Consider the following 24125-nt stretch of genomic DNA (forward strand, 5'->3'; position numbering starts at 1 on the left):
TAAAATAATAGCTAAGGCTTTGTTTAGTAAAAACTTAAAGAGCAAATACCACAAAATATTAGACTTACGTCTAGGTAAGCAGATTGTTGACAATGACCTGGATCACATCTAATGTCGAACCATAGTCAACAATCGAGCGAAACTTAACCAGTGACTCAGGCACCTGTGTTGGACAAAAACAGCGTCGATAAAACCACTTCGGAGAAGAGCAGTACCCTGGTGGATCAGATTCTAGTGCAAATTCAAACCAGCATCATCAAGGGTGAGCTGGCCCCCGGCAGCAAGATCAACGAACAGGCGCTGGCACTCAAGTACGGTATCAGCCGCGGTCCAACCCGCGAGGCCTTGCAGATCCTCGAGCGTCAGCGCTTGGTAGTACGCATCCCCCATGTGGGCGCCAGAGTCGCCGCCATGACAGTGGCCGAGCTCAACGACCTCTACGAACTGCGCAGCACGCTGGAAGCCATGGCCTGTGAACTGGCCGCCAAACGGATAACCGATGAGCAGCTCAGCCAGTTATGGCAACTGCTGGCCCGTCAGGAAGCGGCGCTGGCAGAAGGCGATACCTATTTTCAGGAAGAGGGTGATGTGGACTTTCACTACCAGATCATCCGCGCCAGCGGTAACAAGCACCTACAAGAAACCCTGATCGGCGGCTTATATCACCTACTGAGAATGTATCGCTATCAATGCACCAATAAGAACCGCCCGGTCAAAGCCATCGCCGAGCACAGACGCATAGTCGAAGCCATAGCCCAGCGCGATGCCGAACTGGCCGGCTTGCTGATGCGCCGTCATATCGAGCAGGGACGGCGCAATACCGAACTCAGACTCAAACAGCTTCAGGCGGAGCATGCCGCCCTGGACTCAATATAAGGAAGCAAACAGATGACTCGCAGCGCAGGACTCAGATTCCGCCAGGCTCTGGCCAAGGCCAAGCCACTTCAAATCGTGGGAACCACCAATGCCTATTTCGCCCTGATGGCCGAGCAATCCGGTGTTCAGGCCCTGTACCTTTCCGGTGCCGGTGTCGCCAACGCCTCTTACGGCCTGCCGGATCTCGGCATGACCTCAATGAACGATGTACTGATCGATGCCGGCCGCATCACATCGGCCACCGAACTGCCGCTGTTGGTCGACATAGACACAGGTTGGGGTGGCGCCTTCAACATTGCCCGCACCATCAAGGAGTTTGAAAAGGCCGGTGTCGCCGCCGTGCATATGGAAGATCAGGTGTCACAGAAGCGCTGTGGTCACAGACCCAACAAGGCCGTGGTCAGCACCGAAGAGATGGTTGACCGTATCAAGGCTGCCGTGGATGCCCGCACAGATGAGAACTTCGTCATCATGGCCCGCACAGACGCGGTTGCCGTGGAAGGACTGGATGCCGGTATCGAACGCGCCCAGGCCTATATCGAGGCAGGGGCCGACATGATCTTTGCCGAGGCGCTGACCGAGCTGGATCAGTACCGTCGATTCAAGGCGGCCGTCAACGCCCCAATCCTGGCCAACATGACCGAATTCGGCAAGACAGAACTGTTCAACAAGGAACAACTGGCCGAAGCCGGTGCCGACATGGTGCTCTACCCATTGAGCACCTTCCGCGCCGCCAACCTGGCCGCCCTGAAAGTGATGCAGGCACTGATGGCCGACGGTCATCAACGCAATGTGGTCGATGCCATGCAAACCCGTGAAGATCTGTATAAGTTCCTCGGCTACCACCACTACGAAACCAAGCTCGATGAGCTGTTCAGCCAAAAGTAACGGCTGGATCCAGGGATGATTGACCGGCGCAGACGCGCCGGTTGCAGGGTTTGCCCCATGAAACACCCGGGGTTGCCGCCCTACACAGCGCCCCAGAGCGCTGAAAAAGGCAACCGCAAACCAGACCAGCCATGGCTGGCCAACAAATTGACAAGAGTGTAACGGAAGAGGGAATGCATTATGACTGACAAGAAACTGAGCGGCGCCGGATTACGCGGCCAAAGCGCAGGCGAAACTTCACTGAGCACAGTCGGTAAGTCCGGCTCAGGCCTGACCTACCGCGGCTATGACGTCAAAGATCTGGCCGAAAACGTCAGCTTCGAGGAAGTGGCCTACCTGATCCTCTACGGCGAACTGCCCACCGAAACTCAACTGGCGGCCTATCGTCAGAAACTCAAAGGCATGCGCGGCCTGCCACAGGCACTGAAAGAGGTGCTGGAGCGGATCCCGGCCGATGCCCATCCTATGGACGTTATGCGTACCGGTTGCTCCATGCTGGGTAACCTGGAAACCGAAAAAGATTTCTCCGAGCAGAGTGAAGTGGCCGACCGTCTGCTGGCGGCTTTCCCCTCCATCATCTGTTACTGGTATCGCTACAGCCATGACGGCGTGCGTATAGACACAGAAACCCATGACGACCAGATAGGCGCCCACTTCCTGCACCTGCTGCACGGCGAAGCCCCATCGGCCCTGCACGCCCGGGTTATGGATGTGTCACTGATCCTCTACGCCGAGCACGAATTCAACGCCTCTACCTTCACCGCCCGGGTTTGCGCCTCTACCCTGTCTGACATGCATTCCTGCATCACGGGCGCCATTGGCTCACTGCGCGGCCCTCTGCACGGCGGCGCCAACGAGGCGGCGATGGAGCTGATTCAGGATATGCGCGATGAAGACCATGCCCGCGAAGTGCTCAAGGGCAAGCTGGAGCGCAAAGAGAAGATCATGGGCTTTGGTCACGCCATCTACCGCGAGTCAGACCCCCGCAACGTGATCATCAAAGAGTGGTCGGAAAAGCTGGCGCAAGAATACGGTGATGATCGCCTCTATCGCGTTTCTGTCGCCTGTGAAGCCCTGATGTGGGAAGAGAAGAAACTCTTCTGTAACGCCGACTTCTTCCACGCCAGTGCCTATCACTTCATGGGGATCCCCACCAAGCTGTTTACCCCCATCTTCGTTTGCTCCCGCCTCACCGGCTGGGCCGCGCACGTGATGGAGCAACGCGCCAACAACCGCATTATCCGCCCGAGTGCCGATTATGTTGGGGTTGAGCCACGCAAGGTAACGCCTCTCAGCGAGCGTTGATCCCGGCGGTGGCCAAAGGGCCGCCAGATGAATAAGCAAGAGCGGGCACCCAATTAAGCAGGGGCCCGGCTCTTTTTGCAGTTGCTTCTCAGTGGACAGAACTCATGAATACCAATTACCGAATTCCCCTGCCCGGCACCAGCCTCGAGTATTTCGATACCCGCGCCGCAGTCGAGGCCATCAGCCCCGGAGCCTATGCCAAATTGCCCTACACCTCACGGGTGTTGGCCGAAAACCTGGTACGCCGCGCCGAGCCCGGCAGGCTCAACGACTTCCTCGAACAGATTATCGAACGCAAACGGGATCTGGACTTCCCCTGGTTCCCGGCGCGGGTGGTGTGTCACGACATTCTCGGCCAAACAGCACTGGTTGACTTGGCCGGTCTGCGTGATGCCATCGCCGACAAGGGTGGCGATCCGGCCAAGGTTAACCCTGTGGTGCCGACCCAGCTGATTGTGGATCACTCTCTGGCGGTGGAACACCCCGGCTTTGAAGCGGATGCCTTCGAGAAAAACCGCGCCGTTGAAGACAGACGCAACGAAGACAGATTCCACTTTATCAACTGGACCAAGACAGCCTTTAAAAACGTCGATGTGATCCCGCCCGGTAACGGCATCATGCACCAAATCAACCTGGAGAAGATGTCCCCCGTGGTCCAGAGCCGCGACGGCGTAGCCTTCCCTGACACCTGTGTCGGCACCGACAGCCACACGCCACACGTGGATGCCCTCGGGGTGATCGCCATAGGCGTGGGTGGTCTGGAAGCCGAAAGCGTGATGCTCGGCCGTGCCTCCTGGATGCGCCTGCCGGACATAGTCGGCGTCAAGCTGACCGGCAAGGCCGCTCCCGGCATTACCGCCACGGATATAGTGCTGGCGCTGACCGAATTCCTGCGTAAAGAGCGGGTGGTGGGTGCCTATCTGGAATTCTTCGGTGAAGGCGCCGCCAGCCTGACCCTGGGTGACAGGGCAACCATCTCCAACATGACTCCCGAATATGGCGCCACTGCCGCCATGTTCTATATCGATCAGCAAACCATAGATTATCTGCGCCTCACCGGCCGTGATGACGACCAGGTGGCGCTGGTGGAGAACTATGCCAAGACCACGGGTCTGTGGGCCGACAGCCTCGAAGGCGCCGAATATGAGCGGGTACTGGAGTTCGATCTCTCCTCCGTGGTGCGTAACATGGCCGGTCCTTCCAACCCGCATGCCCGTTTGGCCACCAGCGACTTGGCCGCCAAAGGCATTGCCGGCAAGGTAGAGCAGCAAGAAGGCCTGATGCCGGACGGCGCCGTGATCATTGCCGCCATCACCAGCTGTACCAACACCAGTAACCCACGCAACGTGATTGCTGCCGGTCTTATCGCCCGCAACGCAGTGGAAAAAGGCCTGGTACGCAAGCCTTGGGTCAAGACCTCTCTGGCACCCGGTTCCAAGGCGGTGGACCTCTATCTGCGCGAGGCAGGGCTATTGCCTTACCTGGAACAGCTGGGCTTTGGCATAGTCGCCTTCGCCTGTACCACATGTAACGGCATGAGCGGCGCGCTCGATCCCAAAATCCAGCAGGAAGTGATCGACAGAGATCTGTACGCCACCGCGGTATTGTCCGGTAACCGTAACTTCGATGGCCGAATCCACCCTTATGCCAAGCAGGCATTCCTGGCCTCGCCACCTTTGGTTGTGGCCTACGCCATTGCAGGGACTGTGCGTTTCGACATAGAGAAAGACCCACTCGGCACAGATCAGAACGGCAACGCCGTAACCCTCAAGGACATCTGGCCCAGCGACGAAGAGATAGATGCCATCGTCAAGTCGTCGGTCAAGCCGGAGCAGTTCCGCAAGGTGTATGAGCCCATGTTCAATATCGCCGTGGAATACGGTGATGGGGTCGACCCTCTATATGACTGGCGCCCAATGAGCACCTATATCCGTCGTCCACCCTACTGGGAAGGCGCCCTGGCCGGTGAACGTGCGCTCAAGGGGATGCGGCCACTGGCGGTATTGGGTGACAACATCACCACAGATCACCTGTCGCCATCGAACGCCATTTTGCCATCCAGCGCCGCCGGCGAATACCTGGCCAAGATGGGCCTGCCGGAGGAAGACTTCAACTCCTACGCCACCCACAGAGGTGACCATCTGACGGCCCAACGGGCCACCTTTGCCAACCCCAAACTGTTCAACGAAATGGTCAAGGACGACAACGGCAAGGTGATCCAGGGCTCGCTGGCCCGTATCGAGCCCGAAGGGCAACAGGTACGCATGTGGGAAGCGATAGAAACCTACATGGAGCGCAAGCAACCCCTGTGCATCATAGCCGGTAAAGACTATGGCCAGGGCTCCAGCCGAGACTGGGCCGCCAAGGGCGTGCGCCTGGCCGGAGTCGAGGCCATTGTGGCCGAAGGCTTCGAGCGCATTCACCGAACCAACTTGATAGGCATGGGCGTGTTGCCGCTGGAGTTTTTCCCGGGGACCGACAGGCTGACTCTGGGCATAGACGGCACAGAAACCTTCGACGTTCTCGGCGAGCGCACTCCCGGTGCCACTCTGACCCTGTTGCTGCATCGCAGCAATGGCGAAACGGTGGAAGTACCTGTGCGCTGCCGCCTGGATACCGCCGAAGAAGTGACCATCTATGAAGCCGGTGGTGTGCTGCAGCGTTTCGCGCAGGACTTCTTGCAAGGCAATGTTTAAGCCGGCCCTTGATGCGTGACCAAGTCGGCCATAGCCAAGGTTATGGCCGACTGATAAAAATATTTATCTCAAAGGATCCAATGCCATGGCATTTAAACCACAGATAAAAATTCCCGCCACCTATATGCGCGGCGGCACCAGTAAGGGGGTGTTCTTCCGCCTGGACGATCTACCCGAGACGGCCAGAGTGCCCGGCCCGGCCCGCGATGCCTTGTTGATGCGAGTCATCGGCAGCCCGGACCCCTACGGCAAACACACAGACGGTATGGGCGGCGCGACCTCGAGTACCAGCAAATGCGTGATCATGAATGCCAGCCAGGTTCCCGGCCACGACGTGGACTACCTCTATGGTCAGATCTCCATAGATAAGCCCTTCGTCGACTGGAGCGGCAACTGCGGCAACCTTTCCACCGCGGCCGGCGCCTTTGCCCTGCATGCCGGTCTGGTGGCCCCGGAACGGGTACCGGAAAACGGCATCTGCGAAGTGCGGATTTGGCAGGCCAATATTGGCAAGACCATTATCGCCAAGGTGCCGGTCAGCGCCGGTGAAGTGCAGGAAACCGGTGACTTTGAGCTCGACGGTGTCACCTTCCCCGCCGCCGAAATCGTGCTGGAATTTATCGACCCCGCCGATGATGGAGAAGACGGCGGTGCCATGTTCCCTACCGGCAAGCTGGTGGATGAGCTGACGGTTCCCACCGAGGTACACCCCAGTGGCAAAATTCAGGCAACGCTAATCAATGCCGGGATCCCGACCATTTTCGTCAATGCCGCCGATCTCGGCTATCAAGGTACCGAACTACAGCCGGAGATCAACGGCGATCCCGAGGCGCTCGCTCGCTTTGAGCTGCTTAGGGCACACGGCGCGCTGGCAATGGGGTTGATTAAGGAGCTATCCGAAGCCGAAACCCGCCAACACACTCCCAAGGTAGCGTTTGTGGCCAAACCGCAGGCGCATCAGGTTTCCAGTGGCAAACAGTTGGCCGAAACCGATGTAGACCTCCTGGTTCGCGCTCTGTCGATGGGTAAATTGCACCACGCCATGATGGGCACGGCGGCAGTGGCCATAGGCACGGCCGCAGCTATCCCGGGCACCCTGGTTAACCTGGCGGCCGGCGGCGGTGAGCGCAGCTCGGTACGCTTCGGCCACCCATCTGGAACTTTGAAAGTCGGCGCCGAGGCCGAATTCAAGGACGGCCAATGGCAGGTGACCAAGGCCATCATGAGTCGCTCGGCGCGCATTCTGATGGAAGGTCAGGTCCGGATCCCGGACCGCGGCTGCTAAAATTCAGTTGAGCTTTAGCTCAAGGCAATCCCCCCTGTTAAGTAATTGATTGCCGCTTCCCTTTTGTAAAGGCTCCGCTTCCTCCCTTCCGGCGGGGCCTTTTTTCATTCCAATTTGCAACCATGCAATATAAAGTTTGCCAAACAGAGAAAAGAAATCTGTTATAAGTAATACCATTCTGTATTAGGAGTTTACTGACTCTGCGAGACTGATGGATGTTTATACAAGGCAAACATTGGAAGGAAGCAGAAGATAGGTCAACATTGGCCTGCACAGTTTCAATAATGCCTTGAAACGCCTGTCAGCCCTCCCCCATAGAGAATGGTTACATTATCACTAACCCAAGCCACCAAAGAAGAGGGATTCTTGTCGCGGATCTGTTGCTTACTCGCCGCTCTGCTGTTATCTGTCAGCCTGTTTGAGCTCAGGGCTGAACCTGTGCCCCAGCTCAAATTTCAGCATGTCAGCAGCATGAATGGCCTTAACCAGAACAGCATCACCAGCCTCTACCAGGACAAGGCCGGTATCTTGTGGATTGGCACCCAGGATGGCTTACACAGTTACAACGGCATCGACTTTACCCTGTTTCAGCATGACCCCTACCACAGCCAGACATTGTCGGATAATCATGTCACCGACATACTACAGGATGGCCAGGGACAACTTTGGGTAGGCACCTTCAATGGCGGCTTGAACCGCCTGGATCTACAAACAGGCGTATTCACTTCCATTGGCCGCGACCAGGGGCTCAGCAGCAAAAAAATTAACCGCCTGGCTCTGGTGGGAGACACACTCTGGATCGGTAGCGGCAACGGACTCTACGCCCTGGATACTGACAGCGACGAGTTGCATGAGCTGTCACTGAGGCAAAATATCAGCACAGATATCCAAGTGCTGACCCCCATAGGAAAAGATGCCTTGCTGATTGGCAGCCAGAGTGATGGTTTGCTGCTTTTGCGTAATGAAGGACTCAAGCCCCTGCCCTTACCCGATGCCGAACATGGACATCCGGTACAGGCGCGCCAAAGCGAAGATGGCGCCCTGTGGCTGGCAATTGATGACGCACTCTGGCGTTATCCGCCGGGTTTGAACAACCCAGAGCTTATCTATCGTTTACCCAAACCCAATCGGGGCATTCTCGAATTTATCTTCGACAACAGAGGTGACATCTGGCTTGGTGGGCAACAGACAGGACTTATCCAACTACAGCTTAAAGAAGGTCAGTGGCAAGCCAGACACTATCGCTATGACCCATCGGATCCCAACAGCCTCAGTGATAATGATGTCTACAGCCTGCTGCAGGACAATAACGGGATCTTGTGGATTGGCAGCCTGTTTTCCGGCATAGACAAGGTGAACCTGGCCCGGCAATACTTCAAGCATATCTACAACAATCAACAACCCTTGGAGCGTCAGCGGGACAATAATATCCGCGCTATATTCCGCGCTAAAGACGGCCTGCTATATTTGGGCACAGATAGGGCCGGCTTATTTCATATAACGGCCGATGGCCGCTTTGTTTCCCACCACAATCAGCTTGCCAAGCTGCTCGGCCAGGATGAATCCTTTTTGGATCTCACCGTGAGTGCGATTGCCCAAGACAGTCACCAAAGATTGTGGCTGGCCAGCAGTGGCGGCTTGATAAGCCTGAACAACAGCGGCGAAATGCAGCTCTATCGTCCTCCGGGTAACAAACCCGCTATTCGTGATTTGCTCATCAGTCCAGATGAGCATATCTGGCTCGGTGTCGGCAACACCCTATACCATTTCAACCCGGAAACCAGGGGGTTCCAAGCTCACTTTGTCAACGAGTATCTTGAAGATGGCCCACAAGAGCAAATGATCCTCAGTCTGACCACAGCCAATAACGGCATCTGGGTCGGTACTACCAACGGAGCTTATTGGCTGCAACCTGACACAGGTCAACAGCAGATCATCCGCGGTGATCGTCTGGTCAATCCCATGGTGCGGGACATACTCAAAGACAGAGACGGCAACATCTGGTTTGCTACTCACGGCGGTCTCAGCCGCTTGCGTCAAGGTGAGCTGCAGCACTTCGACCGTAATCAGGGATTACCGGGCAACACCGTCTATGCCATTGAACAAGACGAGAGTGGCGACTTCTGGTTCAGCAGTAATTCAGGGATCAGTCGCTTTGCCGTAGACAAGGAAAAGGTGCTGACTTTCAATGAACATGAAGGATTACAGGCGTTGGAGTTCAACGGCAATGTCAGTTGGCAGGATACGGATGGCAGTATCTGGTTTGGTGGCATCAATGGATTGAACCATTTCTACCCTCAACAAGTCCCCAAAGTTCGTAAACAACCTAAACTGGCCCTGGCAGGTTACCGCATGGGCAACAGCTATTTCCCACGGCTGGATCTTGGTCACGTTCCCAAATTGACGATTCCTTACAGCGAGCAGTTGGTAAGCTTTGAGATCTCAGCACTGGATTTTGCCTATCCCCAACGCCACAGATTCAGCTTTTTTCTTGAAGGCTGGGACAAAAGCTGGCACCCGGCCCAGTCGCTGCACGAAATCAGCTATACCAACTTGGCGCCTGGCAACTATCGGCTGTTTGTCCGCCATCAGTTACAACACAACCCTGAAGGACAAGAACAGCTACTGCTAAAACTCACGGTACCGGCCCCCTTTTACCGCACCACTCAGGCGTATCTGTTTTACCTGACACTGACACTGATACTGTTTAGCCTCTGGCTAAGACATTTCCTTGCTCAACGCCGCCTCGAACAGCAAACCCAGTCCAACATTCAACTTTCCGAAGAAAGGCTGAAACTGGCGCTATGGGGCTCGGGTGACCGCATGTGGGACTGGCAGCTGGAAGATGATCGCTTCTTCGTTACCGGCCCCAAACAAGGCTCGGAAGCACCGGCGGAAACCAACGCCAGTAGGCAGATGGCACTGGTGCATCCCGATGACAGGCCCCAGGTTCAAGCGGCACTGGAGAGCTACCTGCAGGGAGATACCGAATTCTTCGAGGCCGAGTATCGTATCAAACTCACCGACGCCAACTGGAGCTGGGTGTTGGATCGCGGCAAGATCGTCGAGCGCGACCGTAGCGGCAAGCCATTGCGCCTGGCAGGCACTTTCACAGATATCAGTATGCGCCGCGGTCAGGAAGAGGCGCTGCGACTATCATCCCAGGTACTGGAAAGCATGAATGAGTCTGTGGTGGTTTGCGATCTCAACTACCGCATCATCTCGGTCAATCCGGCATTTTGCAGCACAACAGGCTTCAGCGAACAGCAGATCGCCTGTAAGCCTTTCCTGTTCCTGACCCGTGGCCTCTATGACAGAAGCTTCTATCAACAGATAGAGCATCAATTGCTGAACCAAAAACACTGGTCCGGTGAAGTGCAGATCCGCACCCACTGCAAGCAGCCGCTGCTGGTGTGGATGGAAGTCAATCAGGTGCTCAACAGCCAGGGCGAAGCCAGCCATTTCGTGGTGGTATTTACCGATATCACAGACCGCAAACAGGCCGAGGAAGATCTGCGCCTGTTGGCCAACTATGATCAGCTCACAGGCCTGCCCAATCGCACTCTGTTCCAGGACAGGTTGGATCATGCCCTGCGCCAGGCGCACCGTAACCGTAACTTGGTCGCCCTGCTGTTCCTGGATCTGGACAGATTCAAACACATTAACGATTCTTTGGGCCATCATGTGGGCGATCAACTGCTGAAAGCAGTTTCCTCCAGACTGACCCAAGCGATAAGAGATGGGGATACTGTTGCCCGTCTGGGTGGTGATGAGTTCATCATCATTCTCGAAGGGCTGCAAAAAACCGAGGCGGCGACCGTCATCGCCGAAAAACTGCTGGCGGTGTTTGATCGCCCCTTCTCACTGGAGAACTTCAGTCTCAATGTTTCACCATCCATAGGCATCAGCCTCTATCCGGATGATGCCGAAGATGCGCTGGAGCTGCTGAAGTTTGCCGACACCGCCATGTACCATGCCAAGTCACTGGGACGCAATAACTTCCAGTTCTATACAGCTAAACTCAACGCCTATGCGGTGCGCCATGTGCAGCTGGAAGCCGGGCTGAAACAGGCGCTGGAACGCGATGAATTCTACCTGCTGTATCAACCCAAATTCTGCGTCCATAGCGGCAAACTCACCGGCATGGAAGCCCTGCTGCGTTGGGAAAGCCAGGAGCTTGGGCCTATTTCTCCGGCAGAGTTTATTCCGCTGGCCGAGGAAACCGGCCAGATCAACGCCATAGGTCAGTGGGTACTACTGAGTGTCTGCAGTCAACTGGAGCGCTGGCAGAATCAAGGGCTGAAAGCAGTTCCGATAGCGATCAATCTCTCTGCCAAACAGCTGCAGTCAGACATTATTTCCAGCATAGAAGTGGCTCTTGCCATGCATGGTCTGGCCGCTGATCTACTTGAGATAGAACTGACAGAGTCAGCGGTGATGCAACAACCGCTGGAATCGGTGGAAATACTCAATCAACTGAAAGGGCTGGGATTAAGCCTGGCGGTCGATGATTTCGGTACCGGCTACTCCAGTCTGGCCTATCTCAAGCGTTTTCCGCTGGATACCTTAAAAATTGACCGTGAGTTTGTCCGCGATATCACCAAAGATCCTGACGATGCCGCCATTACCAGCGCCATCATAGTACTGGCTCACAGCCTGGAGTTACAGGTGGTGGCCGAAGGGGTTGAAACCCAGGCCCAGCTTAACTTCCTCGCCGCCCAGGGCTGCGATCAGGCCCAGGGCTTCCTGTTGGGACGCCCAATGACAGAAGTGCAAGCACAAGCCTTACTCAGCCGAAAATAAAATCAGCTCGTAAAAAACGCGGCTCAAATGACCGCGTTTTTATCAATGGTGGGTTATTGGCTTATGCCTTTTCCTGCCTGGGCACTTTGCAGACCCAGCCTTGTGGGCCTTGTCTGTGCCCTTTCTGGATTTCGGTGAAAACTTTATAGATGCGGCTGACATGTTCACCCACCTTGCCGTCACCAACGGTGACCACCCGGCCATCTTCAAAAATGTAGGAGCCGACCGGAGAAACCACGGCCGCTGTGCCGAAACCGCCGGCTTCGATGATCTCGCCTGACTCGACACCTGCGATAAAATCATCAAGCTTGACCTGCTCCTGGCGGACATCACAGCCAAGCAGTGGCGCCAGCTCAATAATTGACTGAGAGGTGATCGACTTGAGTATGGTATCGGTAAACTCAGGGATGATCACTGTACCATCCTTGAGAATATGGAAGTGGTTCATCGCTCCGGCTTCTTCGATATATTCATTGGTCGAGTCCAGATACAACACCTGGGAAGCACCGTGAGCGGCGGCGGCCTTACCGGCACGCAGGGAAGCGGCATAGTTGCCGGCAGCCTTGGAGGCTCCGGTACCGCCGGATACCGCACGATGGAATTCTTTGCTGATCAGCAGGCGAATGGCGTTGAGACTCTCACCATAGTAGGCGCCGCTGGGACTCATCACCACACAGAAGGTGTAGCGGTTAGCCGGGCTGACTGACAGTCTGTCTTCGGTGGCAAAAATAAAGGGCCGGATATAGAGGCAAGCCCCTTCCTGCATGGGGAACCAGAGACGGTCGACATCGATAAGGGCGTTGATCGCCTTAAGCTGCATGGCTTCATCAATATTGGGAATACAGACGATATCGGCAGAGCGGTTCATGCGTTCGGCATTCTTGTTGAGCCGGAAAGTATAAATCTCACCGTCTTCATGCATAAAGGCCTTGGCGCCCTCAAAAATACTCTGACCATAATGCAGCGCCATCGCGCCGGGAGCCATCTCAAACGGACCGTAGGGGACGATGCGGGGATCCCGCCACTCGCCATCATAATAATCCATCATGAACATATGGTCGGTGCGCAGACGACCAAAGCCAACATTACCTTCAGGACAAAACTGCTCTGAGCGACGCTCTGCGGCGGGCTTTAACTGATACTTGATTTCCATTGCTTACCACCTTGACTATTGTTCAAGCAGACTAGGGAGCGCCCGGAACAATGTCAAGAGGACCAAGGTCTGTGGCTAGCAGGAGTACTGTAAAAAATTAGCCATCAAATCTCGGCAAGTTCCCCCTGGGGAGGTAAGCGGGAAAAATCGCCGCCCTCTTCAGGGCTGACAAGGGTAAACAGCCCGCCATCACGATGCCGCTTAAGCAAGAGATCCACTTCCAAAGTGGCGTCTTGCTTCAGCAGCCTGGATACCGCGCCGGCATCAGACTGGAACTCAGCCGCGCGATAATAACAGCCGCCATCATCGGGGCGCGGTACCAGCTTAAAACCGATTTTACCCTGAGGCAGGGTCTGCATCTTGGCGGCATCCAGATACAGAGTCAGGCAGTTGCGGCTCTGCTGATTGCGCTGTTTATCCTGCATAAAGCCCTTAGGCAAAATACCCGGCAGATACTGCTCGCCACTGAGCAGATAGAAATCGAAATCCTCTATGGCGGCGCCGGTATCATCCCACACCCGAATCACCAACATAGTGTAACGCTTCTTGGTAGCCCGGCTTTGGGTTTGCCGCGCAAACTCCTGACAGGCATGACGATAAGCCTCTACCGAGTCGACTTTCAACCAATTAAGAATCGCCTGCACCACCGGCTTGTTAGTGGCATTTCTGCGACTGACAGAGCGCATGATCCCCATTTTTTCTTTGCTGTGACTGGCCCTGGGAATAATGCCAAAGCCACTGACAGGAGCCTGAATGAAACTTGCCGGCACCAGCTTGGCCACGCAGGCACCATCAAAGCTGTCACATTCCTGAGCCTGCTCCACCAATTGCAGCCGAGCATAATTCATATTCGCCGCCGCGACCCGCACCACACCATCCGAGCCAGGCTCGGCGGTATAGGAGTTGAGATAATCATAGAGGGATGCATCTATGCTTTCGCCAGTCAGCACCAAGGGCCAAAGCCTAGCAACTTCAAAATCATAGTTAAGCCAGGCTTGACTTAAAGCAGCCTGCCCCAGGCTGCCCAGCTCCAACCAGTCAAGGATCTTCTGCCCTGGCTCCAATCCATCAAACCAGGCCTTAATCCTGGCAAGGCGCGACTTGCCAAGCTGTGCCAAAGCTGAGCCGTGATTGGCCGGTGCCAGCATGATCATATGAGTCACGGGACAAGCCGCCAGCTTTTGAGCGCCGAAGAAGGTTTCCAACCAACAACGTATCACGGCCGCGCCAGTGCTGTGGGTGATCACCGCGAAAGGCTCATCCCCCAGCACTTCACGTCTGGCAGCCTCGAAAGCCAGCGCAACGTCCTCCAGCTTCACTTGGTCCTGAAAACTGATATAACGCCCCAGGTGCAGATGACTCACCTCAAGCTCAGTGTCTGCCAGCTTGGCCAATGCCTGGGGCAAATAACCATAGGTCTCTGTGGAGGTCACACTCCAGCCGTGTACAAATACCAGTCTCATCCCTTTTCCCTCAGGTTAATAGTCCCATTTCCAACCACAACCCCATCACGGGCTATCAACAATTGCCATTTCTAACATCAAGTTTTTTAACACAAAAACCTAACTTATACGATAAAAAGTCTCTTCCGGCTCTCATTCAGTCAAAGTTCAGCAAAACGGCCCTAACCTGCCGATGAACACAAGTTGACCCGGCTTAAAACAGCCATCCGGTCTTTCCCGGATCAAGGAGTAAATTATGAAAATTCAATCTCTAATACTGGCTTCCGCTGCGGCTCTCGCTTTCTCAGCCCCTTCCTTTGCAGCTGACTGGTTTGTCGGCGGTGGTGTCGGCGCGCAGCAAAACGACTACTCTCACAAGCCCATTGATGGCGGCAAGTTCAGCGATGATGATCGCAACGCTGTCTACATGGTGCGCGGTGGTGCCTTCCTGACCCCCAACCAACGCCTGTACGCCACCTATAGCTACAACAGCGATGACTTCGCCAAGCAGCAGATGGGACTGGTTTCCTATGACTATCTGGTAGGTTTGGATCAGGCCCACAAGCTGAACTGGTTTGTCGGTGCCAGCGCGGGGATTAACCACACCTCACCGGACAGCGGCGCTCTGGGATCAGATAATAATTTTGTCTGGGGTGGTCAGACAGGTCTTGTGTATAAGTTGAACGACAACCTCAATACCGAGATAGGTTATCGCTACCTGAAGCAAGACTATGACAACAAGATAGACACAGGTAAATATGCGCTGGACAACACCCAGCAACTGTACCTGAGCGTAGACTACCGCTTCTGATGACATCCAGGTCACTATAGTGCATGGATTCAAAAGTGTATTTAGTTGACCACCGGAACATAAGATGGTCTGGCGAACAGGCATGCCGAATCTTATGACTTTGTTTAACACCTTGACGCCAGCCAACGCTTCAACAACTTGCCTGCAGTAGCCTCGTGAGCGGGACCTGGCGTCAATGAGTTATTTATAACGATACCCAGTGGTCTCTGGCAAGGAACGCCTATGGAAGTTATTCATCCATTCCCACTGTTTACAAAGGATTTGTGCTTCTGCAGCAAGCCTTGCATTCAATTTTATGAGCCGGCGCAGAGTACGCATGAGGCTTGTTCACACCGTCCTTAATTGATTGAATTCTGAATAAAGCTCAAAGGCGTTTGGCCCGTCTGCTTTTTAAAAAAGGCAATGAAGGCGCTGTCGGAAGAAAACGCCAGCTTGTGGGCCACCTCGCTGACTGATCTGGCACCGGATAGGAGTTCTACGGCCTTCAAAAGGCGCCACTGTTGGCGCCATTGCTGATAAGTCATACCGGTTTCAGCCTTGAATAACCGGGTGACTGTCTTGGTGCTGGCGCCGACACTGCCGGCAAGCCGGCCTATATCAGGCGCAAGAAACGCTTCCTTGATAAGCTGCTGGCGGAATCGGCGAAACCTGCGATCCTGTGGCAGTGGCAACTGAAATGAATGTTTCTTGGCGGCATAAAACTCTTCCCAAAATAACGCACTGCTATTGACCATATCCGACTCCGGCGTGTTCCACGGCCACAGCGCCATTTTGTCTATCAAGGCTTTCAAGAGGGCGTTGACCTCTATCATGCGAAGCTCAGCCGGAGTGTTGAACCTGGCGCAATCAAAATACAAAGAGCGATAGGCCACCACATTGGTCATTACCGCGCGGTGCGAAATACCGGGCGGGATCCACACGGCTTTGGTGGGTGGCAAGATGCAGATGGCGTTCTCCAATGCAAAGCTCATGCAGCCGTGGGGGGCATAAAGCAGTTGCCCTTTATGGTGTTGGTGCATGCCCGAATCATGCTGGCCAACATCGGCCGCAATGCCGATAACACTGGCTGGAAAGGTATCCGCATCGAACTCAGTTTCCTGCTCAATAATCGCCATGATGTCCCTATTTTGATGTTTCTTGTCTTTATGTCGTTAACGTGCCGTTTCATCACGAGTATACACTGCGCGCCGCCTCGGAAAAGCGCGAATCAAGCCTGGATGCAAGGCGTGGTTTGCAGCTTGCTTGATTGTGATAAGGATAAGAGATGAAAACCAAACCTTCGCTATGGTTGATGCTGGCGCTACTAATGTTCCCGCAAATAGTGGAAACCATTTACAGCCCGGCCCTGGGGGCGATTTCGCAGACATTTGCCGTGTCCTACCCTCAGGCGGCGCAAACTCTATCGGTTTATTTCCTGGCTTTCGCTTTGGGCGTGGCAGTGTGGGGCATAGTGGCCGACACTTGCGGCCGTCGCCAGGCCATGTTGCTGGGACTCTTTATCTATGGCGTCGCAGCCTGGGTGGCCATGTCAACAACCAGCTTCGCCGTGCTGATGGCCGCCAGAGCCTGCAGCGCTTTTGGTATTGCTGTCGGCTCTATCGTCACCCAAACCATGCTGCGTGACGCCTTCAGCGGTGAAGAGTTGGGGAAAGTGTTTAGTGTGATGGGACTTGGGATTGCTATCAGCCCGGTTATCGGCATGTTTTCCGGTGGCCAATTGGTCAAGGTGGGTGGTCATCATGCGGTGTTTTTGGCTTTGTTTATTATGGCCTTGGGTTTATTCGCCTATTGTTTTATCAGGCTGCCGGAAACCCGTACCAGCAAGCAGAGTTTGCAACTGGTCGCCTTGAGTAAACGTATGCTCGGTGACAGGCAAATCTGGCAATCCGCACTCTTGGTCACTGCCTATAACGTCGCCCTGTTTTCTTACTACCAACTCGGTGGATTCAACTTTGCCAGGCTTGGGTTCACGCCGGAACAGTTTGGTTACAGCGGCTTAATCCTTGGCCTGGGCTCACTGGTTGGCAGCTACAGCAATAAATGCCTGATCTCCAAGGGAGTCTCTCAAGGCAAGCTCTTGCAAGGCGCCGCTTTACTGCTGCTTCTGGGAGCCATAGGAGTACAACTCTCGCTGAACTCCATCGGGTTTCTGGCGCCTATGCTACTCGTGGTTATGGCATTCGGAATAGCTATCCCCAATGTGCTCAGCATGGCTTTGGCTCAGTACCGACAGCAGGCCGGCAGCGCCGGTGCCCTGTTCGGCTTGATGTACTACTTACTCATCGGCAGCGGCTTGGCTCTGGCAGGTGTGGTGCAGCACTTGGGATGGGTACTGTTAGCCTGCGGCAGCATGGCGCTGTTGGTAAGCCGGGTTCGTTGATGAGTTTGCTGCAGTTGGCTACTGTTCAATGCAGAGTTTGCGCTATTAGGCCCTGTCTCCGGTCTTAGTGTTCATTTGTGCGTGCCGACCAGCTATTAGGTAAGATCTAGAAATGACAAAGCCCCTTATTGAAGGGGCTATGGGTTTGCCGGATTTTTGAACGTTTTTAACAGCGCGGAACATTATTCTAGGTTCAGGAACTGCTTATTGAGCAGCAGACTATACCCTTTAAAAATCAATAAATTATAAAAATAAACCGTTCAAAAATGGCTGCCTCCACCACCAAAAAACCTACCACTAACCTATGGCTTTTACTAAATCTTGGTAGCACTTCTTGGTTATGAGTACGGAAAAACAATGCCGTTTTCACTCTACAGTTGGGTTCAAAAATAACAGTTTCGGAAGGCTTGATCGAGTGAACTTTCAACACCACTGCACTTATTGGATACAATAATAGCCATTTCTGGTTATTTTCCTATACAATGGATATAACTGTATCCAATAAGTCATTGCGAATGAATTTTACTTTACTTGATGATATCGATGTAAGCCAAGCCTATGCGGCTTATTTACGAGAGTTACGTCAACGAGCGAAGCTGTCACGAACAGCACTGGCAGAGCGAAGCTGCGTCCCAGCGGCCACTATTAAGAAGTTTGAGCTGACTGGGCAAATTTCATTTCGTCAATTGCTGTTGCTTTGGCAGACCCTCGACTCATTGGATAGGCTCTATCAGCTCACGCTACCAAGTAAAGAACGCGTTTCTACACCATCTAGCATTGATGAGGTGCTAAAAGATGAGTTTTAAACCCATTCAAAAACTCACCATATCCCGTACGTTAAGCTCAGGTGAGCAGGTCACTGTAGGGGTTTTGGCTCAGAATCGACAAGGCGTTTTTTTTCAGTATGCAGACAGCTATTTGCAGCAGTTTGGCAATTTATCGCCTTTTACTATTCAGGCAAGCACACAAGTACAAGCCGCACCTAAACAGCCACACCAAGGTGTGCATGGTGTATTCGGGGATTGTTTGCCCGATGGTTGGGGCATGCTGTTACAAGATCGTATTTTCCGGCAAAAAGGCATTCTGCCTAATCAATTAACAGCAATGGATAGACTGGCTTTTGTCGGTGATAAAGGTATGGGAGCGCTCTCTTTTTCTCCGGTATCTGAGTTTTCAGCCACGACGCACGCTGACATTGATTTAGCAACCTTGGGTTTAGAAGCACAAACACTGTTCGATTCTTCAATGTCAGATTATATGGACGACAACCAAGATGAGTTAGATGGGCATACTCAACACGTGTTGGCCGCATTAGTCGCCGGAGGTAGTTCGGGTGGTGCAAGACCAAAGGCGCAGATTTATACGCCTGCTGGGGAAACTCGGCATTGTCGAACCTTTGCACAGCCCGGTGATGAAGCTTGGTTGATTAAGTTTACCTCGAAGAATCTAGCGCTCGGACATGAAGAAGGTTTGTGCGAGGCGGTTTATTTGCAAATGGCCGAGCAAGCAAAGTGCCAACCGCCAATTTGGCAACTTATTGAAGCGCCGCATACAAGCGGTGCGCCTGCGTGGTTAGCACTCAAGCGTTTTGATTATGTCGCTGAACAGACCAATTTAGGCAGCAAGCGCAGTTCAGGCCGCTTGCATATGCACAGCGCCTGCGGATTGCTTGATGCAGACTTCCGAACGCCAAGTTTAGATTATATTGATTTAATCAAAGCCAGCCGACAGCTGTGTAAATCTCCAGCCGCTGGGCAACTGCAATTTCGCCGTGCCATTTTTAACCTGCTGTCGTCTAACCAAGACGATCACAGTAAAAACTGGGCTTTTTTGCAAACGGACGATGGCCAATGGAATCCTGCACCTTTTTACGATGTTACCTACAGCCCACATCCATTTAACGAACATGCCACTGCCTTTGGAGGTTATGGCAAAGCGCCACCGCTTAAGCTAATGCAAAAGCTGGCTGCCAGCGCAGGCTTTGCCAATTGGAATGAGGTGAGGCAAGTTATTGAAGAAGTCGCAGAAGCCATCAGTCAGTTTGCTCATCTAGCAAAGCAGCAAGGGGTAAGTAAAATCACAGTGTCTGCTATTACTCATACATTGAACCAGCGTAAACAAGAAAATGAAGCGCTTTTTCTATAATAATAAGAAGGGACAACATGAAGCTTGGCCGAAACGATCCTTGCCATTGTGGCAGTGGTAAAAAGTTTAAACGTTGTTGTATGAGCAGTGTCTCCAAGCAACATGCCCAAATATTTGATGATATTGACACCATGCTGGCAATGAACCCCAATTTGAGCCTTGATGAACTCAACACTGTTTTACAGCACAAAGTGCAGGATCGTAATAATCAACCTCATCCCGATTTTTGTGGTGTAACACCAACGCAAATGGCCAATTGGCTTTATGCGCCTTTTGATGAATTACAGTGGGTGACAATCAGCACACCAGATGCGCTTTTAGCCAGTCCTGTGATGCGCTATTTAGCTCTTATTCTTGATGAGGCTATGGCGCAAGATGGGTCATTCAAAGCCACGAGTAAAGGCAACTTACCGGCTAAGTTGGTCAAACAGGCCAGTGAGTTATTGCCTGAGTTTGCCGTTGCTCAGTTCCCACAAAATATTAGCATCAGCGAGTTTGCGGGCAGTAACGAAGATAAATTTAATGCCCTGCACTACACCCGAGTGCTAGCCGAAATTAGCAGCATTATTTATCGCCGCAGCGGTCGCTACCATGTCAAAAAGTTAGCACAACAACAGTATCAGGCTTTAGGTATACAAGCATTCTTCAAACCTATGTTAGAAGCCGCAATCAGCAAATATAACTGGGGGTATATGGACGGCTTTGAATACGATGTCGACTTGCGACCATTTTGGTTATTTATGCTGTGGCGCATTCAGTGTCACAACAATGTGGAGCAGCTTGTTAAAGAGGTGATGACTGCTTTCCCCGATTTACTACAGGCATTCTCTACAGATGATTACTTCGCGCCAGAAAGAAACTTAAGCATGCTCATTGAATCCAGGTTTATTAAGCGATTTTTACAGTTTTGGGGATTTATCACCATAGATCCAAGGCGTTATTTAAACGCTGAGCCGGTCGTCAGAAGAGCTCAAATTCAGCCCTTATTCAAACAAACGTTTCAATTTACAATTAACATATAAAAAGATCGTGAAGGCCGCATCTCGTGCATCTGCAAGGGATAGTTCTGGATAAGATCCAATTGTCATTTCTGGACGACAACCGTTGATTGAAAATCGCAAGATCCAAAAAAGGTTCTCCAGAGGCGGGTACAACGAAGTAGAGGCCATTACCATCTGCGGTTTTGCGTGGTTCATCTTTGGCCAAAGCGGCGACTTTGCGTGCATTGAGCTTGCCCATATAGTTCTCCTTAGGTATGGAAAGTTACTCACCATTTAAGGGCATACTAGATCAATCCTACTCACCACTAAACTCACCAGTTGGTTGAAAACAGAGGCAAAGACCTGAAATCTTCTGAAAACAAAAAAGCCTCAAAAAATGAGGCTTTATGCTGTACTTGTGAATGTTAAAACATCACTCCACGTTCTGGATCTGCTCTCTCATCTGTTCAATCAGCACTTTAAGCTCGAGCGCGGCGGCGGTGATTTCGCTGCTGATTGACTTGGAGGCCAGGGTGTTGGATTCGCGGTTGAACTCTTGCATCATGAAGTCCAGTCTGCGGCCTTCGCTGCCACCCTTGTTGAGGATCCGGCGGGCTTCGGCCACATGGGCTTCAAGGCGGTCCATCTCTTCGGCCACATCCTGTTTTTGGGCCAGCAATACCATTTCCTGTTCCAATCTGGCCGGGTCCAGTTCGCCCTGGATTTCGGCCAGGCGGTTACTGAGTTTTTCCCTTTGCCATTCCATCACCTTGGGCATGTGCTCGCGGACTATGGCGATCTGGGCTTCAACGGCATCCAGGCGGGTCAGCAGCATCTCTTTGATGGCGCTGCCTTCACGGCCGCGGGCTTCGATAAACTGATCGACGGCGCCGTCGAAGGCTTTGAGCAGTTCGGCGGCAATGGCATCCATGTCTTGCTCAGATGAGGACATGACCCCAGGCCAGCGCAGAATATCCACTGGATTGAGCTCACCCTGGCCGGCTTGCTGTTTTACCCAGTTGGCGGCCTGCAACAGTTGCAGTGCCAAGTCCTGATTCATATTCAGCTGGGTACCTTGTTGATCGTTCAGCTCGTAGCGCAGGTTGACTTCTACCTTACCGCGATTGAGACGCTTGCGCAGTCTGTCTCGCAGCACAGGCTCCAGGCTGCGGAACTGTTCCGGCAGGCGCAGATAGGTTTCCAGATATCTCTGGTTGACTGAGCGGATTTCCCAGGAGGCTGTGCCCCAGTCGGCTTTATGCTCGATACGGGCGTAGGCGGTCATGCTGTGGATCATCAGATATTCCAGTTGCTTGAAGACGGGTGTAGCAGAGGATTATAGACAGCTTGCCCCCGGGGTTAAAGTGAAGTGTATACACTTTGTCGGTTCGATACGGATCCGTCATGGCGTCAAGCGCCGCAAGGCCCTATAATATGCAGCCAATTCAGTCCAGACGACAAAATACAGGAATTCACTATGCGTCCCAGCAACAGAACTCCGGCTCAAACCCGCCCCATTTCAATCACTCGCCAGTTTACCGCCCATGCGGAAGGTTCTGTGCTGGTCGAGTTCGGCGATACCAAAGTACTCTGTACCGCCAGTTTTACCGAAGGGGTGCCGAGATTTCTCAAAGGCCAGGGCCAAGGTTGGGTGACGGCAGAATATGGCATGTTGCCCCGTTCTACCCATAGCCGTATGGATCGCGAAGCGGCCCGGGGCAAGCAGTCTGGTCGTACCCAGGAAATTCAGCGCCTCATCGGCCGTGCTTTGCGCGCTGCTGTGGATATGAAGCTGCTGGGTGAAAACACCATAGTGATCGACTGTGATGTGATTCAGGCCGACGGCGGTACCCGCACTGCGGCCATCACTGGTGCCTGTGTGGCTCTGGTGGATGCGCTTAATTGGGCTCGTGCCAAGGGTATTCTCAAGGCCAATCCGCTCAAGTTCCTTATCGCCGCCGTGAGCGTGGGGATTTTTGAAGGTGAGCCTATCTGTGACCTGGAATATATCGAAGACAGCGCCGCCGAAACCGATATGAACGTGGTGATGACAGAAACCGGCAAGATCATCGAGATCCAGGGCACCGCCGAAGGCGAGCCGTTCAGCCATGAAGAGTTGCTGAGTCTGCTGGAGCTGGCCAAGCATGGCATTCGTGAGATTATCGATGTGCAGAAGGCTGCATTGAGTTAAGTTTTTTTAAGGACCCCATGAGGGTCCTTTTTTTCGTACTCCAGAGAGTACTTTTTCGTACCCGTGAGCCTTAAGGGCTTACCCATAATCACAAGAGGAGAGATCGTGAAAGCCTATCAGCGCGAGTTTATTGAATTTGCCCTTGAGCGTCAGGTGTTGAGATTCGGTGAGTTTACCCTGAAGTCCGGCCGCAAGAGCCCATACTTCTTCAATGCCGGTCTGTTTAACACAGGGCGGGATCTGGCCCGCCTGGGCCGTTTTTATGCTGCTGCGCTGGTGGATGCCGGTATCGACTACGATCTCCTGTTTGGCCCGGCCTACAAGGGGATCCCCATCGCCACAACCACAGCTGTAGCCTTGGCCGAACACCATGATCTGGATATTCCTTACTGTTTTAACCGTAAAGAGAAGAAAGACCACGGCGAAGGCGGCAATCTGGTTGGCAGCGAGCTCAAGGGTAAGGTGATGTTGGTGGATGATGTGATCACCGCAGGTACCGCTATTCGCGAGTCCATGGAGATCATTCAGGCCAATGGCGCGACTCTGGCCGGGGTATTGATTGCCCTCGACCGTCAGGAGAAGGGCAAGGGCGAACTGTCTGCCATTCAGGAAGTGGAGCGCGACTTTGGTTGCCAGATAGTGGCCATCATCAAGCTGGCCGATTTGATTGCCTACCTGGCCGAGAAACCGGGGATGGAGCAAGAGTTGGCCGCCGTTAGCGCCTATCGTGAACAGTACGGTATTTAATGCCGTCCAGGATAGAATCTCAGCTCTTAAAGAAGCTTGAGTAACTTTCTGTACAGTCCAACAAAAAACGCTGCCTTGGCAGTAATGCCGATCAGTTAAGACAGATCGCTTGACGATCTCACTGAAAGGATCAAAATCCGATGACCCCATGTCATCGGATTTTTTTATGCAACTTTCAGAAGCTTTGGCGCGTACTCATATCAATCGTCTTACCGAATTCACCTGTCTGGCCGATGTGCTTGAGCCTGAGTTAATTCAGTCGTGCCTTGATTCACATGGTGTTGCCAGTTTAAGGCGGCGTAAGTTACCTATGGATGCCATGATTTGGGCGGTGATTGGTATGGCTCTATTCAGAGGCGAGTCCGTCCGCTCTCTCATCAATAAGCTTGATATCGTCTTACCTCAAGAGGTGGATTACGTTGC

General features: G+C 53.3%; 19 protein-coding genes and 1 pseudogene. 14 read left to right on the forward strand and 6 right to left on the reverse strand.

What is annotated here, in order from left to right; translation table 11 throughout:
- Positions 1-165 precede the first annotated feature (165 nt).
- The 6 genes from ACMHXH_RS13290 (at position 166) to ACMHXH_RS13315 (ending at position 11853) form a co-directional block, all read left to right on the forward strand.
- Complete coding sequence (locus ACMHXH_RS13290; RefSeq protein WP_208622114.1) at positions 166-876, forward strand: GntR family transcriptional regulator; 711 nt, start codon at positions 166-168, stop codon at positions 874-876.
- A gap of 12 nt (positions 877-888) precedes the next feature.
- Positions 889-1764, forward strand: a complete 876-nt coding sequence (gene prpB, locus ACMHXH_RS13295; RefSeq protein WP_071476421.1) for a methylisocitrate lyase — start codon at positions 889-891, stop codon at positions 1762-1764.
- A 180-nt stretch (positions 1765-1944) separates the two neighbouring features.
- Positions 1945-3069, forward strand: coding sequence for a 2-methylcitrate synthase (gene prpC / locus ACMHXH_RS13300; RefSeq protein ID WP_025889866.1), 1125 nt, complete (start codon positions 1945-1947; stop codon positions 3067-3069).
- A 104-nt stretch (positions 3070-3173) separates the two neighbouring features.
- Positions 3174-5765: a Fe/S-dependent 2-methylisocitrate dehydratase AcnD gene (gene acnD, locus ACMHXH_RS13305; RefSeq protein ID WP_071476420.1), complete on the forward strand. Its 2592-nt coding sequence runs from the start codon at positions 3174-3176 to the stop codon at positions 5763-5765.
- Between the two features lie 85 nt (positions 5766-5850).
- A complete protein-coding gene (gene prpF / locus ACMHXH_RS13310; protein WP_144361379.1) occupies positions 5851-7050 on the forward strand; it encodes a 2-methylaconitate cis-trans isomerase PrpF in 1200 nt (399 codons plus the stop codon).
- 366 nt (positions 7051-7416) lie between these two features.
- A complete protein-coding gene (locus ACMHXH_RS13315) occupies positions 7417-11853 on the forward strand; it encodes an EAL domain-containing protein (protein WP_335912699.1) in 4437 nt (1478 codons plus the stop codon).
- Positions 11854-11914: 61 nt separating this feature from the next.
- On the opposite strand, the gene ACMHXH_RS13320 is transcribed toward ACMHXH_RS13315, so the two are convergent.
- The gene (locus ACMHXH_RS13320; protein WP_071476418.1) at positions 11915-13006 is read right to left on the reverse strand and encodes a branched-chain amino acid aminotransferase; all 1092 of its coding nucleotides are present in this window, start codon (positions 13004-13006) and stop codon (positions 11915-11917) included.
- Positions 13007-13110: 104 nt separating this feature from the next.
- Entirely contained in the window at positions 13111-14469 is a 1359-nt protein-coding gene (locus ACMHXH_RS13325) for an esterase/lipase family protein (RefSeq protein WP_071476417.1), read from the reverse strand.
- Between the two features lie 235 nt (positions 14470-14704).
- Here ACMHXH_RS13325 and ACMHXH_RS13330 point away from each other — a divergent pair, with 235 nt between their 5' ends.
- Complete coding sequence (locus ACMHXH_RS13330; protein WP_071476416.1) at positions 14705-15259, forward strand: outer membrane beta-barrel protein; 555 nt, start codon at positions 14705-14707, stop codon at positions 15257-15259.
- A 66-nt stretch (positions 15260-15325) separates the two neighbouring features.
- On the opposite strand, the pseudogene ACMHXH_RS13335 reads toward ACMHXH_RS13330, so the two are convergent.
- Positions 15326-15511: pseudogene (locus tag ACMHXH_RS13335) on the reverse strand (IS5/IS1182 family transposase); the annotation flags it as partial.
- An 86-nt stretch (positions 15512-15597) separates the two neighbouring features.
- A complete protein-coding gene (locus ACMHXH_RS13340) occupies positions 15598-16374 on the reverse strand; it encodes an AraC family transcriptional regulator (protein WP_226685291.1) in 777 nt (258 codons plus the stop codon).
- A 149-nt stretch (positions 16375-16523) separates the two neighbouring features.
- Here ACMHXH_RS13340 and ACMHXH_RS13345 point away from each other — a divergent pair, with 149 nt between their 5' ends.
- From ACMHXH_RS13345 to ACMHXH_RS13360, 4 genes are all read left to right on the forward strand, one after another.
- Positions 16524-17639 (forward strand): multidrug effflux MFS transporter, encoded by a 1116-nt coding sequence (locus tag ACMHXH_RS13345; protein WP_335912697.1) that lies wholly within the window; start codon positions 16524-16526, stop codon positions 17637-17639.
- Positions 17640-18154: 515 nt separating this feature from the next.
- Positions 18155-18445 (forward strand): helix-turn-helix domain-containing protein, encoded by a 291-nt coding sequence (locus ACMHXH_RS13350; RefSeq protein WP_071476413.1) that lies wholly within the window; start codon positions 18155-18157, stop codon positions 18443-18445.
- Positions 18435-19784, forward strand: a complete 1350-nt coding sequence (locus ACMHXH_RS13355) for a type II toxin-antitoxin system HipA family toxin (RefSeq protein WP_071476412.1) — start codon at positions 18435-18437, stop codon at positions 19782-19784. Before ACMHXH_RS13350 ends, ACMHXH_RS13355 begins: the two co-directional genes overlap by 11 nt.
- A gap of 17 nt (positions 19785-19801) precedes the next feature.
- A complete protein-coding gene (locus ACMHXH_RS13360; RefSeq protein WP_101056441.1) occupies positions 19802-20806 on the forward strand; it encodes a YecA family protein in 1005 nt (334 codons plus the stop codon).
- Here ACMHXH_RS13360 and ACMHXH_RS13365 read toward each other — a convergent pair.
- Positions 20768-21058 carry an Arm DNA-binding domain-containing protein gene (locus ACMHXH_RS13365; RefSeq protein ID WP_413738162.1) on the reverse strand — a complete coding sequence of 97 codons (291 nt, stop codon included), beginning with the start codon at positions 21056-21058 and terminating at the stop codon, positions 20768-20770. The genes ACMHXH_RS13360 and ACMHXH_RS13365 overlap by 39 nt on opposite strands.
- Before the next feature lie 139 nt (positions 21059-21197).
- Positions 21198-22061: a YicC/YloC family endoribonuclease gene (locus ACMHXH_RS13370; RefSeq protein WP_039035361.1), complete on the reverse strand. Its 864-nt coding sequence runs from the start codon at positions 22059-22061 to the stop codon at positions 21198-21200.
- A gap of 180 nt (positions 22062-22241) precedes the next feature.
- Between ACMHXH_RS13370 and rph the strand changes: the two genes are divergently transcribed.
- From rph to ACMHXH_RS13385, 3 genes are all read left to right on the forward strand, one after another.
- The gene (gene rph, locus ACMHXH_RS13375) at positions 22242-22955 is read left to right on the forward strand and encodes a ribonuclease PH (protein ID WP_025010865.1); all 714 of its coding nucleotides are present in this window, start codon (positions 22242-22244) and stop codon (positions 22953-22955) included.
- A 105-nt stretch (positions 22956-23060) separates the two neighbouring features.
- A complete protein-coding gene (pyrE, locus tag ACMHXH_RS13380) occupies positions 23061-23702 on the forward strand; it encodes an orotate phosphoribosyltransferase (RefSeq protein ID WP_025010866.1) in 642 nt (213 codons plus the stop codon).
- A gap of 148 nt (positions 23703-23850) precedes the next feature.
- On the forward strand, positions 23851-24125 hold a 275-nt coding region (locus ACMHXH_RS13385), incomplete at its 3' end, for a transposase domain-containing protein (protein ID WP_186297179.1).

The organism is Shewanella sp. BJSY2023SW001, from assembly GCF_047314685.1.
GTDB classification, from domain to species: Bacteria; Pseudomonadota; Gammaproteobacteria; order Enterobacterales; family Shewanellaceae; genus Shewanella; species Shewanella indica.

Excerpts from the sequence above, each read along its gene's own strand:
- prpB (WP_071476421.1), top strand. The coding sequence starts at position 889 with ATGACTCGCAGCGCAGGACTCAGATTCCGCCAGGCTCTGGCCAAGGCC.
- prpC (WP_025889866.1), top strand. The coding sequence starts at position 1,945 with ATGACTGACAAGAAACTGAGCGGCGCCGGATTACGCGGCCAAAGCGCA.
- acnD (WP_071476420.1), top strand. The coding sequence starts at position 3,174 with ATGAATACCAATTACCGAATTCCCCTGCCCGGCACCAGCCTCGAGTAT.
- prpF (WP_144361379.1), top strand. The coding sequence starts at position 5,851 with ATGGCATTTAAACCACAGATAAAAATTCCCGCCACCTATATGCGCGGC.
- ACMHXH_RS13320 (WP_071476418.1), bottom strand. The coding sequence starts at position 13,006 with ATGGAAATCAAGTATCAGTTAAAGCCCGCCGCAGAGCGTCGCTCAGAG.
- ACMHXH_RS13325 (WP_071476417.1), bottom strand. The coding sequence starts at position 14,469 with ATGAGACTGGTATTTGTACACGGCTGGAGTGTGACCTCCACAGAGACC.
- ACMHXH_RS13330 (WP_071476416.1), top strand. The coding sequence starts at position 14,705 with ATGAAAATTCAATCTCTAATACTGGCTTCCGCTGCGGCTCTCGCTTTC.
- ACMHXH_RS13340 (WP_226685291.1), bottom strand. The coding sequence starts at position 16,374 with ATGGCGATTATTGAGCAGGAAACTGAGTTCGATGCGGATACCTTTCCA.
- ACMHXH_RS13345 (WP_335912697.1), top strand. The coding sequence starts at position 16,524 with ATGAAAACCAAACCTTCGCTATGGTTGATGCTGGCGCTACTAATGTTC.
- ACMHXH_RS13350 (WP_071476413.1), top strand. The coding sequence starts at position 18,155 with ATGAATTTTACTTTACTTGATGATATCGATGTAAGCCAAGCCTATGCG.
- ACMHXH_RS13355 (WP_071476412.1), top strand. The coding sequence starts at position 18,435 with ATGAGTTTTAAACCCATTCAAAAACTCACCATATCCCGTACGTTAAGC.
- ACMHXH_RS13360 (WP_101056441.1), top strand. The coding sequence starts at position 19,802 with ATGAAGCTTGGCCGAAACGATCCTTGCCATTGTGGCAGTGGTAAAAAG.
- ACMHXH_RS13365 (WP_413738162.1), bottom strand. The coding sequence starts at position 21,058 with ATGGTGAGTAACTTTCCATACCTAAGGAGAACTATATGGGCAAGCTCA.
- ACMHXH_RS13370 (WP_039035361.1), bottom strand. The coding sequence starts at position 22,061 with ATGATCCACAGCATGACCGCCTACGCCCGTATCGAGCATAAAGCCGAC.
- rph (WP_025010865.1), top strand. The coding sequence starts at position 22,242 with ATGCGTCCCAGCAACAGAACTCCGGCTCAAACCCGCCCCATTTCAATC.